Source organism: Pseudomonas mohnii, assembly GCF_900105115.1.
Classification (GTDB): Bacteria; Pseudomonadota; Gammaproteobacteria; order Pseudomonadales; family Pseudomonadaceae; genus Aquipseudomonas; species Aquipseudomonas mohnii.
Map to the genome: position 1 here is coordinate 121,557 of NZ_FNRV01000001.1, position 14,427 is coordinate 135,983.

A 14,427-nucleotide genomic window follows, 5' to 3' on the forward strand; every position below is an offset into this window, starting at 1 on the left:
CACAGATGACTGATTCATCGATTTCCGGGCGCGCCGCGATCGTTGGTCTTGGCGCAACCGAATTTTCCAAGAACTCCGGACGCACCGAATTGCGCCTGGCCATGGAAGCCACCTTGAGCGCGCTCAAGGATGCCGGCATCGACCCGAGCGAGGTCGAGGGGTTCAGTTCCTATTCCGTCGACAAGGTCCCGGAGTATGAAGTTGCCCGTTTGCTCGGTTGCAAGGACGTGAAGTTTTTCTCACAGGTGCCCCATGGCGGCGGTGCGGCTTGCGGACCGGTGATGCATGCGGCCATGGCAGTGGCGACCGGGATGGCGAAAGTTGTAGTGGTCTATCGCGCCATGAACGAGCGTTCCTGGTATCGCTTCGGCACCGGCAGCTACGGTTTCGCCTCTACGCCGACCTTCGATAACGTCAACTACGGCTGGTACATGCCCCACGGTTTCCACACGCCGGCGGCCTGGGTTGGCATGTTCGCCCAGCGCTACATGCACACCTATGGCGCGACCTCCGAGGACTTCGGGCGGATCGCGGTGGCGGCGCGGGATTTTGCCGCGACCAACCCCCAGGCGTTTTTCCATGGCAAGCCGATCACCCTGGAAGAACACCAGGCTTCACGCTGGATCTGCGAACCCTTGCACTTGCTCGATTGCTGCCAGGAATCCGATGGCGCGGTGGCGATGGTCATCACCTCGGCCGAGCGCGCCCGTGACTTGAGGCAGAAGCCGGTGACCATCAAGGCGGGTTCCCAGGGCATCAGTCACGGTCAGCAAAGCATGACCTCGTTTTACCGCGACGACATCACCGGTCTGCCGGAGATGGGCGTGGTCGCTCGGGAACTGTATCGCCAGTCGGGACTCGGTCCGGAGGCGTTCCAGACCGCCGTGATCTACGACCACTTCACCCCGTTCGTGATGCCGCAGCTCGAAGAGTTCGGTTTCGTAAAACGCGGCGAAGCCAAGGAGTTCATTCGCGCCGGGCACCATGCCCGTGGCGGCAAGCTGCCGATCAATACCCACGGTGGGCAACTCGGCGAAGCCTACATTCACGGCATGAACGGCATTGCCGAAGCGGTGCGCCAGGTGCGTGGCACGGCGGTCAACCAGGTGGCGGATGTGCAAAACGTGCTGGTCACCGCCGGTACCGGCGTACCTACCAGTGGCCTGATTCTCGGCTCAGCCTAAGGAGCAGCTATGTTCGTCGACCTCACTCCCGAACAACATGCCCTGCGCCACAAGGTGCGGGACTATTTCCAGGCCCTGATGACCCCGGACATGCGCGATCAGTTGCGCGGCAAGGAAGGCGGCGAGCTGTTTCGCCAGACCATCCGCCAGATGGGGCGCGACGGCTGGCTCGCGGTCGGCTGGCCCAAGGCCCATGGCGGCCAGGGCTACGCGGCCACCGAACAGTTGATTTTCTTCGAAGAAGCCAACATCGCCGGGGCACCGCTGCCGTTCGTGACCATCAGCACCGTCGGCCCGGCCTTGATGACCCATGGCAGCGAGCTGCAGAAAGAACGCTTCCTGCCGGGCATTGCCGGGGGCGAAATCATGTTCGCCATCGGTTATTCCGAGCCCGACGCCGGCAGCGATCTGGCCGTGCTGAAAACCACCGCGCGCCAGGACGATGAAGGCTTCCTGGTCAACGGCAACAAGCTATGGACCTCGGGTGCCGAATCAGCCGATTTCGTCTGGCTGGCGGCCCGTACCGATCCGACTCAGTTGCGGCACAAAGGCATTTCGCTGTTGATCGTCGACACCTTGACACCGGGTTTCTCCCACACCCTGATTCCGACCACCAGTATTCCGACCACGGCCACCTACTACGACAACGTGCGGGTGCCCAACGAGATGCTGGTCGGCGAGTTGAACGGTGGCTGGAAGCTGATTACCTCGCAGCTAAACCATGAGCGCCTTGGCCTGGGCACCTGGTCAGACAAGGTCGTGGCGCTGTTTCGCCGGGTCTACCTGTGGGCGCGAGCGCGCGACGAGCAGGGCCGTCGTGCCATGGACAAGGCCTGGGTGCGCAGCTCTCTGGCCGAGTGCTATGCGCGCCTTGAGGCGATGCGCCTGATCAACATGCGCATTGCCGCCGACCTGGAGCACGACCGTATGGACGTGGCCCTGAGCTCGACCACCAAGGTGTTCGGCTCGGAGTCGGCGATCGAGATCCTGCGCAAGCTGGCGTCGATCCTCGGTGCCAATGGCTCGATGCGCAGCGGCTCGGCAGCGACCCTGTTGCAGGGCGAGCTGGAGTACGAATTGCGCAGTTCGGTGACCCTGACGTTCGGCGGTGGCACCAATGAAATCCAGCGCGAACTGATCGCCCAGTTTGGTCTCGCAATGCCACGCACCCAACGCTGACGCTCGTCCATCAACAACAAAAAAAACCGTACTCGCCCCGCCACGGGGCGGGGCGAAGGGGACTCTCATGAGCACTATCGAGCAATTCCGGCACGACACCCGTGCCTGGCTGGAGGCTAACTGTCCGCTGTCGATGCGCACGGGCATGGCTGAAGGCGATGTGGTGTGGGGTAGCCAGAACCCGCAGTTTCCCTGCGAAGACGCGCGCCTGTGGTTCGAACGCATGCGCGACAAGCGCTGGTTCTGTCCCGAGTGGCCGGTGGAATACGGTGGCGCGGGCCTGAGCGACGAAGAGCTGGCGGTGCTGGAAAGTGAAATGCGCCGGATCAAATGCCGGCCACCGCAGATCAACCTGGGCATCTGGATGCTCGGGCCGGTGTTGCTGGCGTTTGGCAGCGAAGAGCAAAAACGCGACCTGCTGCCGCCGATCGCCCGGGGCGAAGTGCGCTGGTGCCAGGGCTTCTCCGAACCGAACGCCGGTTCCGACCTGGCCAGCCTGAAAATGGCCGCCCGCGATGCCGGCGACCATTTCGTGGTGGACGGCAGCAAGATCTGGACGTCCTACGGCGACAAGTCCGACTGGATGTATGCGCTGGTGCGCACGGACTTCAGCGTTCCGAAACACGAGGGCATCAGCCTGATCGTGCTCGACATGCGCAGCCCCGGTGTCAAGCCACAGCCGATTGATTTGATCAGCGGCAAATCGGCGTTCTGCCAAGTGTTCTTCGATGGCGTGAAGGTGCCCAAGAGCCAGTTGATCGGGCCATTGAACGGCGGCTGGAACCTGGCCAAGTACCTGTTGCAGCACGAACGCAAGGCGATGTCGAAGTTCGGCGAGTTCAGCTTGCCATCGCATTTCGACCTGCTGGCCCTGATGCGCGAATACGTACCGGCACCGCAAAGCCAAAGCGAATATGCGCTGCAGGCGCGGGCCACGGCCTGCGCGATGAACGAGCAGGCCTATAACCTGACCGTGCAGCGCATGGGCGAAGAGGCGCGGGCCGGCGATGACATCGGCGGCCTGATGTCGATCATGAAGCTGGTGCACACCGAGCAGGAGCGCGACAAGTTCGAGGTCTTGCTCGATGCCATGGCAGGGCATGCCTTCGGTTGGCAATGCCTGGCGTTTAGCGAGCAGCAACTGGCTATCACCCGAGCCTGGCTCAACAGCTACGCGTTGACCATTTCGGGGGGCGCCTCGGAAATCCAGCTCAACGTCATCGCCAAGCGCGTGCTTGGCTTGCCTGAAGCCAAGAAGCCTGCCGTGAAAGGAGCTCAGTCATGAGCCTGCGTTATAGCGATGAACAGCGTTTGCTGGCCGACAGCGCGCGGGACTTTCTCGCCGCCCGCAGCCCGGTCAGTGCCCAGCGTCGACTGCGCGATGAGGCCGTGCAAGCGGGTTTCGACGCGCAGCTATGGCGCGATGCCGTCGAGCTGGGCTGGAGTGCGATTCCATTTCCGGAAGACTTCGGCGGTCTGGATTTCGGCTGTAAGGGCCTGGGGCCGATTTTCGAATCCATGGGCCGCAACCTGGCCGCCACGCCTTTGCTTTCCAGCGTGGTGCTTGGCGGCTCATTGCTGCACCTGGCGGGCAATTCAACGCAGCAGGCGCAATGGTTGCAAGCGGTGATCGGTGGCGATCGGCGCCTGGCCCTTGCCGTGGACGAACGCTCGCGCCATGAGCCGAGTCACATTGCTCTTGAGGCGAAGGCCGAAGGGCAGGGCTATCGCTTGCACGGCGACAAGTACTGGGTGGTCGACGGCCTGGGCGTCGATGCCTATGTGGTGGCGGCGCGTACGTCCGGACAACCGGGCGACACCCGTGGCATCAGCCTGTTCCTGGTGCCCGCCAATACGCCGGGCCTGACGGTGAGTGCCTTGTCGCTGATCGATTCACGCAATTGCGCACGCCTGCAACTGGAGGGTGTGCAACTGGGGAGCGATGCGCTGCTGGGTACGCTGGACGAAGGCTGGACTGCGCTGGAAACCGCGCTGGACCGGGGCCGCGCCTGCCTGGCCGCAGAACTCCTGGGGATGGCCGAGCAATTGTTCGAAACCACCCTGGAGTACCTCAAGACCCGCGTGCAGTTCGACACGGCGATCGGCACTTTCCAGGTCCTGCAGCATCGCGCCGCGAAAATGTACGTCGACCTGGCACTTAGCCGCAGCGCCCTGATGGCTGCGCTCGCGACCCTGGATGACGCCAGCCTCGATGTCGGCGCGCGCGCACGACTGGTCAGCCTGGCGAAATGGAAAGCGGGCGATACGGCAGTCAAGGTCGCCAACGAAGCGGTGCAAATGCACGGTGGCATTGGCGTCACCGACGAACTGGATGTCGGCCTGTACCTCAAGCGCGTCCGCGTTGCACAGAGCTGCCTGGGCGATCGGGATTTTCATTGCGAACGCTACGCCGCCCTTGCGTAGGCGCCAGGCTTGCCGGCGAACGGGATGACGCGGTGTACCCGATACACCGCTTTCGCGGGCAAGCCTCCCCCCTGCAAAGGCGTCGTACCCCATTTGGAGATTCACCGCAGACCCACGGGTCTTCCGCCCGTTCTGGAGAAAATAAAAATGAGCATTGAACGCTGGCAAACCGCGTGGCGCCAATTGATCGCCCCCGGTTCGCCCTTTGAAGTGGTGACGCCGGAAGATGGCGCGCCACGCTATTTTCGTCACGCTGCGTGCGACCTGTTGCAAGTGATCGACGCGGGTCGGGTCCACGGCGACCGTGAGTTTCTTGTCTGGCAGTCGCAACGCCTGACCTTCAATCAGTATTACGATCAGGTTGATCGCCTGGCCGGGCAAATCGTCGCTCGATTCGGCCTGCAACCGGGCGAGCGGGTGGCGATTGCCATGCGTAACCAGCCGGCCTGGCTGGTGGCCTTCGCCGCGATCCTGCGCTGTGGCGGTGTATGTGTGCCGCTCAACAGTTGGGGGCTGCGCGATGAGCTGCAATACGCGTTGCAGGACAGCGGCGCGCGCGTGCTGATAGGCGACGAAGCGCGCCTGGACACCTTGCGCGAAGACCTGGCGCATGAGCAGCGGGCGACCATTGTCGTCGGTGCGCAGGGCGTTTTGCCCGAATACTGCCTGCGTTACGAAGACCTGATCAGCGAACCGGCTGTCGCGTTGCCAGCCCGGGAAATCGACCCTGATGCACCAGCGCTGATCCTCTACACCTCGGGCACTACCAGTCGTGCCAAGGGCGCGGTGTCCAGTCACCGGGCGATCTGCCAGGCGCTGGCCGCGCTGGAATTCCAGGGTGCGTTCTGTGCCATGAGTTCGCCCGAGCGAGTCGGCGTGGTGATCAACAGCGGTTTTGCCCCCACGACCCTGGCGGCGGTCCCGCTTTTCCATGTCAGTGGCTTGCATGCGCAGTTCTTGTCGGCACTGCGCGCGGGTCGACGCTTGATGCTGATGTACAAGTGGGATGTCGAACGCGCCATCGACCTGATTCGCGACGAGCGCTGCACCCAGTTCAATGGCGCACCGATGATGATGCAGCAATTGCTCGCCTCGCCGCGTTTCGGCAGCGAGCAAACCGCCAGCCTGTTTGGCCTGGGCCTGGGCGGCGGTGCGTCATCGGCCAGCGTGCTCGACGACATGCTCAGGATCAAGCCCGATGTCATTGGCGGTGCCGGCTATGGCCTGACCGAAAGCAACGGGATCGGCGCGGCGATTGGTGGCGATCCGTTTGTCTACAAGCCGGCATCGGCGGGGTGGGCGCTGCCGATCGTTGATATCCGCATCGGTGACAGCCCCGACCAGGCGCAGTCGGTGGACACCCGCGGCGTGATCTGGCTGCGTTCGCCCACACTGATGAGCGCCTACTGGAACCTGCCCGAGGCCACCGCGCAAAGTCTGCGCAACGGTTGGCTCGACACCGGCGATATCGGCTATCTCGACGATGAGGGATTCCTCCACATCACCGGCAGGGTCAAGGAGCTGATCAACCGCGGCGGCGAGAAGATTTCCGCCGCCGAGATCGAAACCTGCGTCCTTGATATGCCTGGCGTGCTGGAAGCGGCGGCGTTCGCCATTGCCGACCCGCTGCTGGGCGAAACGGTCGGGCTGGCTGTGCATGGCCAGGCATCGACGTTGCCTGGGGAGGCGCAAGTCTGCGACTTCATCGCCAAGCGTCTGGCCGCCTACAAAGTGCCGGCGCAGGTGTACCGGGTACTCCAACCCTTGCCCCGCAATGCCACTGGCAAGGTGCTCAAGGCGCAACTGCAAGAAAGTTTGGGTGCCTGACGCCTTCTTAGTCTTTCCGGACGATGTTGGGGCCGGCAGAACACGAACAATGGGTCATCCACAGAGCCTTATCAGCGTAGGAGGCAACACATGAAAATAACAAGAACAGGTCTCATGCTCGCGGTCGCATTCACAGCCAATAGCGGGTTGACGGGTTATGCGTACGCCGAGGTATCACCTGAGGAAGCCGCCAGGCTGGGCAAGGATCTGACGTGCGTCGGCGCCGTGCAAGCGGGTAACGCCGAAGGCACCATTCCGCCTTATACCGGCAAGTATCTGGGTGAAGTGCCGGGCTGGAATCACGTGAAGTACTCCGGTGACCAACCCGTTGATCCTTACGCAGCCGAGAAGCCGATCCTGGTGATCACTGCGCAGAACATGAGTCAGTACGAGTCGCACCTGACCGAAGGGCAGAAGGCGCTGCTCAAGAAGTATCCGACCACCTACAAAATGAACATTTACCCGGGCCACCGGGATTTCCGCTACCCCGATTACGTCTGTCGCCGCGTGATGGACAACGCGCTACACGCCAAACTGGTCAATGATGGCGCCGGTTTCACCGGGATTGGCCAGGTACCGTTCCCGATCCCGAAGAACGGCACCGAAGTGTTGTGGAACCACCAACTACCGGCACGTGCCTACACCGAGGAAAAAACCACGGATCTGGCCTCGGTCCTGCCCAACGGCAGCATCGGCTGGGGACGTGCGTACGCGCGTAACCTGTCGTTGGCGAACTCGCCGACCGCCGACTCGCGGACCGAAGAAAAGCTATCGGCCATGAGTAACAACATGACCCTCAAGCCGGCCCGAGACAACGGCACCCTCAGCATTGCCCATGAACCCTACAACTACGGCACCGATGCGCGTCAGGCCTGGTCCTACAGCCCATCAACCCGGCGCGTACGGCAATTACCGGGCTACGGTTACGATCAGCCAATGATCGGCACCAACGGCACCATGACCGTCGACGAAGACCGTTTGTTCAACGGTTCACCGGAGCGCTATACCTGGAAACTGATCGGCAAGCGCGAGATCTACAGCCCGGCCAACGCGTTCAAGGCGAACACTGGAACCGTCAAGTACGCCGACATCCTGACACCCAACCACCCCAATCCTGATTTCATGCGCTATGAATTGCGCCGTGTGTGGGTGCTGGAAGCGGACTTGAAGGAAGGCTTTCGCCATGTCTATGGCAAGCGCGTGCTGTTCATCGACGAAGACACCTGGAACGCGGTGATGGCCGACAACTACGACGCCCGCGGGCAGCTGTGGAAACACGCCATGATCAACTACTTCTACCACCCGGACATGAGCGGCTGGCAGGCTGGTTCGCAGTTCTTCATGGATCTTAACTCCGGCCAGTACACCGGTTATGGCATGACCAACGAGTCGAAGAAGGGGCCAATCCTCAACGAAGGCAAATTCACCCCTGACCAGTACACCGCAGACGCGGCGCGGGCTATCGGGCGGTAATCATTTCGGTAGTGTCCGTTGACCAAGCCCTGCCGGTTTCCGGCGGGGCTTTTTTACGACTGTCTCATCGGTGGTGAGCGCACCGCATCGCAGCCTGGCAGATGACTTTCTTGACCGCGCCTTGCGCCGTGAGGAAAACCTGCAGGCGCTGGCCCGTTACCTACACCACCAGATGCGCCCTCAAGTCCCCCAGCATGTCCAGTTTCGAATAATCACGAAAGCTGAACCGCCAAACCCCATCGACACGTTCGAATTCATCCAGATAACGCCCGGCGGCGATGGGCTGCAAAGGCAGGTCTTCAGTTGCCTGCAGCACCGTGTAACAGGCGCGTATCGTCGCCGTTCCCGACGCCTCGTCAATGTCGATGATCGGGTTGCTGATGACGTGTCGGGTGCGCGGCGTGCCGCACGGGTAGAGCTTGATTCGCTGCTGCCAGAGGCGCAGCAGGGCCGTGTGATCAATGAAATGCTGGCTTTGAACCTTGATGCGGGCATGACGAAACAGCTCGGCGGCCTCGACCAGTTGTCCGCTGTCCATACACTCGGCGTAGCGGTAGAGCAGGTTGCAGATCTGTATCGCGCTGGTGCTCATGGCAATCCTCAAAAAAAAGCCGCTGGAACCCGACAGGGATTCAGCGGCGAGATGTCGCGGGGAGGGGGCTCAGGCCGTGACGGTTCGGACCGGTGCTGGCAGTACGGCGGGGTTCTTGATCTGCTGGCGATAACGCGGCAGTGCCAGCGCCAGAAACACGCTGGCCAATGCCAGCATCGACACCGACGAGGCGAGGGCATAGCGCAGGGATTCAGCGCCCATTCCTTTCACGTAAAAATCGCTCAGCATGCCCACCAGCAATGGCCCGATACCGACACCCAGCAAGGTCATGGACATCAGGAAAATCGACGTGGCCTGGGCCAGGCGCGTGGCGGGGAACAGGTGAGTGATAGCGCTCAGGCAGGGAGTTGCCCACCAGACGCCAAAGAAGCCGAAGACGCTGTAGAACAGGAAGGCTTGCGGTATCGCGATACCGCCGATGATGAACGCCGTGCCTTGCGGCCAGAGGAAATAGGCCAGGGCGAAGGGAATGCTGATCAGCGTGCCCAGCAAGGGCACGCCGATTTGCCAGCCGGCATCGCGTCGGGCCATGCGGTCGGTGAGTATGCCGCACGTCAGGGTGCCGACGGTCGCCCCCGTACCGCCGACAACCCCCACCAGAAATCCGGCCTGTTGCAGATTGAGGCCATGGGAGCGGATCAGGAAGCTCGGGCTCCAGGTGCCGATGGCGTAACCGGCAATGGCTGCCGCGCCGCCGGCAAGCACCAGACACAGGAAGGATGGCATGCGAAACAGTTCAGCCAGGGTCTTGACCCAGTTGTCCTGTTGCGCCGGGACAACGCCCAATGGCGTCACGCGCTGAGGTGAACGCACGGTCAGCAATAGCAGCAAACCGAGGAAAATCCCGGGTGCACCGATCAGCAAGAACGCGTAGCGCCACCCGTGGTGCTGGGCGATCCAGCCCCCCAGCCCGAGTCCCACGATTGCCCCCAGGCTGGAACCGAGCATCAGCACCGACAGCGCGGTGGAGCGGCGATTCGGCGGGTACAAATCCGAAACCATGGCCACCGACGGTGCCGTGCCGCCGGCTTCACCGACGGCCACGCCGATCCGCGTCAGCACCAGGCTCAGGAAATTGCCGGCCATGCCGCAGAGCATGGTCATCAGGCTCCAGGCGATGCAGCTGAAGGCAATCACTGGCTTGCGCCCGATGCGATCCGAAAGGCGTCCCAGCGGGAATCCGAACACGGTGTAGAACACCGCGAAGGTCACGCCGGAAAGCAGGCCGATGCCCGTGTCGGAGATACCGAATTCGAGCTTCACCGGCTCGATCAGGATCGCCATCAACTGTCGGTCGATGTAATTGAACACATAGATGCTGGCGAGCACGAAGAGCGCGTAATGCGTTCGCCATGTCACGGGGGGGGATTGATTCACTGCGGGTGCTCCCGGTCTTGTTCTGGTTGTCGCGATGCTCGGTCGGTCGCGGCTTTTTTTCATCGTCCGTTCAGACCATCTTTTCGTCCCCGGCCAGGTCGCCGGAAACGGTTATCGGGTTGCGCATGAACGATGCGGCACCGGCATCGCCTTGTCGATAGCGAACCTAGTCTTGTCGGACGATGTTTCGCCCGCGTTCAACGTCAATCATTCAGCCCATATTCGCTGGTTTGTCAGCGCTTGCCACCGCCGTGGCAAGCCCCTCGACAGCCAGAAAACAATAAGAAGCTGAGGTATTGAAATGAGCGTCTTGTTCGAGCCGGTAGTCCTGGGCGAGCTGCAACTGGCCAACCGCATTGTCATGGCCCCCATGACGCGTAGTCGCGCTCTTGCCGATGCGGTGCCCGGCAGCGCCATGGTCGATTATTACCGTCAGCGTGCCGGTGCCGGGTTGATCGTGGCCGAAGGCACTGCGCCTTCCGCCAGCGGCCTGGGCTACTGCCGCACCCCGGCCATTTACAGCAGCGAGCAGATCGCCGGATGGCGGCAGGTCACCGAGGCGGTGCATGCCGAGGGCGGGCGCATCGTCCTGCAACTGATGCACGTTGGTCGCGCCGCCAGCCACTACAACAAGCCAGCCGGGGCGGCAACGGTTGCACCTTCGGCGCTGCGCGCGCGCACCCAGGTGTTCAGTGATGTTGCGGGCCTGGTGGACACCGACACGCCAAAGGCACTGACCTTGCAGGGCATCCAAGAGGTCATCGATGACTATCGCCAGGCGGCGTTGAATGCGCGCCTGGCCGGCTTCGACGGTGTCGAGCTGCACTGCACCAGCGGTTACCTGCCCATGCAGTTCATTGCATCGGGCAGCAACCAGCGCGACGATGCCTATGGCGGTGATGTGGCAGGGCGGGTGCGTTTTGCCAGGGAAGTGATCGAGGCCATGGCCAGCGCGATCGGCGCCGGACGCGTCGGTTTTCGCCTGTGCCCCGGCAACCCCTACAACGACATCGACGACCGTGATCCGGCGGCCACGACCGCGGCCTTGTGCGAAGCCCTGGCGGCATTGGACCTGGCTTACCTGCACATCATGCGCTCCCCCCTGGCCGACCTCGACGCCTTTGCCCTGGCGCGTCGGCACAGTCCTCACGCACTGATTCTCAACGATGGTTTCGACGGCTCTTCGGCCAGTGCCGCTCTCGCGTCGGGCGAGGGGGCTGCTGTGTCGTTCGGTCGTCATTTTATTGCCAACCCCGACCTGGTGGAGCGCCTCAAGCGTGGCCTGCCGCTGAGCGGTTTCGACCGCAAGACCCTCTATACGCCAGGCTCGGCTGGCTACTCGGATTACCCCGCCTATCAAGCGATCGCCCAGGAGATGGCGCAATGAACCTGAACGACTTGACCGGCGCCCTGCGGACCAAAGTGGTGCCACGGGAGCAGACCCAGGCGCTGCTGGATCAACGCTCGGCGGCCGCCGGCCAGATCAAGCCCGGTGACCTCTACACCTTGGCAGATCGCCTGGAACATCAGGCGCGCGAACTGGGCGAACGCCCGTTCCTGATCTACGGCGAACAGGTTCTGAGCTACCTCGAAGTCGATGCGCGGGCCAATCAGATGGCTCACACCTTTTATGCCAACGGCCTGCGGGCCGGCGATGTCTGCGCCCTGGCCATGGAAAACCGCCCGGCGTTCTTCTGTACCTGGTTCGGCCTGGTCAAGCTGGGCGTGGTAGTGGCCTTCATCAATACCCAGGTCAGCGGCCGTCCGCTGCTCCATGCGTTGCAGACCACTGACGCCAAGGCGTTGGTGGTCGGCGAAGAGTGCCTGGCCAACGTGCAGGCCACCGAAGGTTTCCCCGAGCTACCGTGCTGGCTGATCCGCGACCCGGAAAATCCCTGGACAGAAGCGCTGCCCAAAGGCATCGACGGACATTTCGATGCGCGCCTGGAAAAAGCGCCGCGTACACCGTTCCCCCGTGATATCCGCGCCCACATCGATGCGCAGACGCCAACCCTGCTGATCTTTACCTCGGGTACCACCGGTTTGCCCAAGGCAGCGCGCTACAGCCATATGCGCTGGATGTCCTCCGGCGATGTGATGGAAGTCACCCTGCAAGCCACTTGCGACGACGTCTTTTATTGCTGCTTGCCGCTGTACCACGGAGCCGCCGCCACCTCAGTGACCTCCACCGCGTTGCGGGCCGGGGCCGCCATCGTGGTGCGCCGCAAGTTCAGCGTGCGCGAATTCTGGAACGATGTGGCACTTCACCGGATCAGCATCTTCCAGTACATCGGCGAAATCTGCCGCTATCTGCTCAATCAACCGCAACAAGCCCACGACCGTCAGCACACCCTGCGCTGCATGCTCGGCGCGGGCCTGTCGCCGGACACCTGGCAGCGCTGGCTGGAACGCTTCGGGCCGATCCAGGTGTTCGAGGGCTGGGGGGCCACGGAGGCCAACGCCGCGATCATCAACGTCGACAATTACTTTGGCTCCTGCGGTCGCGTGCCGGACTGGAACAAGACCAACCTGCGGCTGGTCCGTTACGACGTCGAGAACGACTGCCACCCACGGGACGAAAACGGTTTCTATCAAGTCTGCAAAGTGGGTGAGATCGGCGAGGCGATGGGTTTTATCGTCGATCACCCGCAGATTGGCGGCGGGCGTTTCGAGGGCTATACCTCGGCCGAAGCCACCGAGAGCAAGATCCGCCGCAACGTGCTGCGCGAGGGCGACGCCTATTGGAGCTCCGGTGACTTGCTGCGCGAAGACGCCGACGGTTACTGCTATTTCGTCGACCGCATCGGTGACACCTACCGCTGGAAAAGCGAAAACGTTTCGACCCAGGAAGTCGCCGATGCACTGAGCGATCTGCCAGGGCTTGAACTGATCAACATCTATGGCGTCCAGGTCCCGGGGCATGAAGGACGCGCCGGTATGGCGGCGGTGCTGATGCAACCGGGCCATTCCTTCGATCCCGACGCGCTGTTTGCCCTGACCGAGGCGCGTCTGCCGCGTTATGCGGCCCCGGTATTCGTGCGGGTCGCCCGGGCGGCCGACCTGACCGCCAGCTTCAAGTTGCGCAAGGTCGATCTGCAGCGCCAGGGCTACTGTCCGACACGTTGCAGCGACCCACTGTTCATCCGCGACGAGCAAACCCGATCCTATGTGCCGTATTCGCCGCAGGCCCTGACGCGAGCCGGCCTTGCACCGTTCGCGGTGGCCAGCCATGACTGATCTCGACGAGAACGGTCACGAACTGCGCAGCGGCCTTCGCTATCCGTGGCCACAGGCGCCCGAAGCCGGACAAGTGCTCGAAGTGGCGCCGGGGGTTTTCTGGCTGCGCATGCCGCTGCCGTTTCGCCTGGACCACATCAATCTCTACCTGCTGCGCCACACCGACGGCTGGATCGCGGTGGACACCGGCATGAACACCGAACAGAGCCGTGAGGTCTGGGACCGGGTGTTGACTGAGGTCTGTGCAGGCCAGCCTTTGCTGGCGGTGGTTTGCACCCACTTTCACTCTGACCACGCCGGTGTGGCGGCCTGGCTGTCGGAGCGCTTTCAGTGCCCGGTGTACATGACCGCCAGCGAGTTCCAGTCGTTGCATGTGCGGTTTCCCGCCGGACAACCAATGGGCTGGGACTTTCTCGATTTTTATCGCAAGGCCGGCGTCACTGACGAGCAGAGCAGGGAAATGTTCGGGGTGATGAGCAATGCGCATTTCTTGCCCGCACCCCTGAACCATTTCCGCCGTCTGCGCGAAGGCAGCGTCCTGGAAATCGGCGGTCGTACCTGGCAAGTGGTCGTCGGTCGTGGCCACTCGCCGGAGCACGCCTGTCTGTACGCCGCCGATGACGGCTTGCTGATCTCCGGCGATCAGGTACTGCCGCGCATCACCTCCACCGTTGGCGTGCATGCCACCGAACCCTTGGCCAACCCGCTGCGCGACTGGCTCGAGTCCATCGAGCAGTTGCGCGCCTTGCCCGACAGCGTGCTGGTACTGCCGGCCCACGAGCGGCCGTTCTTCAATTTGCATCGGCGCCTGGATCAACTGGAGGCGCATCACCGGGCGCATCTGGCGCTGCTGCTGGCCAACTGTGACGAGCCGCGCACGGCAGTCGAACTGATGGCCGTTTTATTCCCCAGGTTGTCCAGTCGTTTCGACGAACTGATGGCACTTGGTGAAACGTTGGCGCATGCCAACTACCTGCTGGCCGAAGGGTCGCTGGTGCGGGAAGAGGACCGGGGGCGATATCGCTACCGGCACGCTGTAAGGGGAGCGTGCGCAACGACACCACTCAAGGTGTTCTGAGCGGGCGGCACGGCGGCAGTGTTGAACATTCCAGG

Annotated in this window: 11 protein-coding genes; 9 read left to right on the top strand and 2 right to left on the bottom strand. The window is 62.7% G+C overall.

Going from position 1 to position 14,427, the window contains the following annotated elements; genetic code table 11:
• Positions 1–5 precede the first annotated feature (5 nt).
• The 6 genes from BLV61_RS00500 (at position 6) to BLV61_RS00525 (ending at position 8,087) form a co-directional block, all read left to right on the top strand.
• A complete protein-coding gene (locus BLV61_RS00500; RefSeq protein WP_047529034.1) occupies positions 6–1,184 on the top strand; it encodes a lipid-transfer protein in 1,179 nt (392 codons plus the stop codon).
• A gap of 9 nt (positions 1,185–1,193) precedes the next feature.
• Positions 1,194–2,363 (top strand): acyl-CoA dehydrogenase family protein, encoded by a 1,170-nt coding sequence (locus tag BLV61_RS00505; RefSeq protein WP_047529037.1) that lies wholly within the window; start codon positions 1,194–1,196, stop codon positions 2,361–2,363.
• 67 nt (positions 2,364–2,430) lie between these two features.
• Entirely contained in the window at positions 2,431–3,648 is a 1,218-nt protein-coding gene (locus tag BLV61_RS00510) for an acyl-CoA dehydrogenase family protein (protein ID WP_090461759.1), read from the top strand.
• A complete protein-coding gene (locus tag BLV61_RS00515) occupies positions 3,645–4,787 on the top strand; it encodes an acyl-CoA dehydrogenase family protein (protein ID WP_090461762.1) in 1,143 nt (380 codons plus the stop codon). The genes BLV61_RS00510 and BLV61_RS00515 overlap by 4 nt, the downstream gene beginning before the upstream one ends.
• A 147-nt stretch (positions 4,788–4,934) precedes the next feature.
• Positions 4,935–6,614: a class I adenylate-forming enzyme family protein gene (locus BLV61_RS00520; RefSeq protein ID WP_090461764.1), complete on the top strand. Its 1,680-nt coding sequence runs from the start codon at positions 4,935–4,937 to the stop codon at positions 6,612–6,614.
• Between the two features lie 90 nt (positions 6,615–6,704).
• Positions 6,705–8,087 (top strand): DUF1329 domain-containing protein, encoded by a 1,383-nt coding sequence (locus BLV61_RS00525; RefSeq protein ID WP_047529044.1) that lies wholly within the window; start codon positions 6,705–6,707, stop codon positions 8,085–8,087.
• A gap of 160 nt (positions 8,088–8,247) precedes the next feature.
• On the opposite strand, the gene BLV61_RS00530 is transcribed toward BLV61_RS00525, so the two are convergent.
• A complete protein-coding gene (locus tag BLV61_RS00530) occupies positions 8,248–8,679 on the bottom strand; it encodes a nuclear transport factor 2 family protein (RefSeq protein WP_090461767.1) in 432 nt (143 codons plus the stop codon).
• Positions 8,680–8,748: 69 nt separating this feature from the next.
• Positions 8,749–10,077: a spinster family MFS transporter gene (locus BLV61_RS00535; RefSeq protein ID WP_047529048.1), complete on the bottom strand. Its 1,329-nt coding sequence runs from the start codon at positions 10,075–10,077 to the stop codon at positions 8,749–8,751.
• Positions 10,078–10,378: 301 nt separating this feature from the next.
• Between BLV61_RS00535 and BLV61_RS00540 the strand changes: the two genes are divergently transcribed.
• From BLV61_RS00540 to BLV61_RS00550, 3 genes are read left to right on the top strand one after another with little or no spacing between them, the layout of a single operon-like run.
• Positions 10,379–11,464 carry an alkene reductase gene (locus BLV61_RS00540; protein WP_090461768.1) on the top strand — a complete coding sequence of 362 codons (1,086 nt, stop codon included), beginning with the start codon at positions 10,379–10,381 and terminating at the stop codon, positions 11,462–11,464.
• Positions 11,461–13,314 carry a long-chain-acyl-CoA synthetase gene (locus tag BLV61_RS00545; RefSeq protein ID WP_047529052.1) on the top strand — a complete coding sequence of 618 codons (1,854 nt, stop codon included), beginning with the start codon at positions 11,461–11,463 and terminating at the stop codon, positions 13,312–13,314. The genes BLV61_RS00540 and BLV61_RS00545 overlap by 4 nt, the downstream gene beginning before the upstream one ends.
• On the top strand, positions 13,307–14,392 hold the full coding sequence (locus BLV61_RS00550) for an MBL fold metallo-hydrolase (protein ID WP_090461770.1): 1,086 nt from the start codon (positions 13,307–13,309) through the stop codon (positions 14,390–14,392). The genes BLV61_RS00545 and BLV61_RS00550 overlap by 8 nt, the downstream gene beginning before the upstream one ends.
• The last annotated feature ends 35 nt before the right edge of the window (positions 14,393–14,427 follow it).

Coding starts and splice junctions, on each gene's coding strand:
- BLV61_RS00510 (WP_090461759.1), top strand. CDS start 2,431: ATGAGCACTATCGAGCAATTCCGGCACGACACCCGTGCCTGGCTGGAG.
- BLV61_RS00545 (WP_047529052.1), top strand. CDS start 11,461: ATGAACCTGAACGACTTGACCGGCGCCCTGCGGACCAAAGTGGTGCCA.
- BLV61_RS00500 (WP_047529034.1), top strand. CDS start 6: ATGACTGATTCATCGATTTCCGGGCGCGCCGCGATCGTTGGTCTTGGC.
- BLV61_RS00520 (WP_090461764.1), top strand. CDS start 4,935: ATGAGCATTGAACGCTGGCAAACCGCGTGGCGCCAATTGATCGCCCCC.
- BLV61_RS00525 (WP_047529044.1), top strand. CDS start 6,705: ATGAAAATAACAAGAACAGGTCTCATGCTCGCGGTCGCATTCACAGCC.
- BLV61_RS00530 (WP_090461767.1), bottom strand. CDS start 8,679: ATGAGCACCAGCGCGATACAGATCTGCAACCTGCTCTACCGCTACGCC.
- BLV61_RS00505 (WP_047529037.1), top strand. CDS start 1,194: ATGTTCGTCGACCTCACTCCCGAACAACATGCCCTGCGCCACAAGGTG.
- BLV61_RS00515 (WP_090461762.1), top strand. CDS start 3,645: ATGAGCCTGCGTTATAGCGATGAACAGCGTTTGCTGGCCGACAGCGCG.
- BLV61_RS00540 (WP_090461768.1), top strand. CDS start 10,379: ATGAGCGTCTTGTTCGAGCCGGTAGTCCTGGGCGAGCTGCAACTGGCC.
- BLV61_RS00550 (WP_090461770.1), top strand. CDS start 13,307: ATGACTGATCTCGACGAGAACGGTCACGAACTGCGCAGCGGCCTTCGC.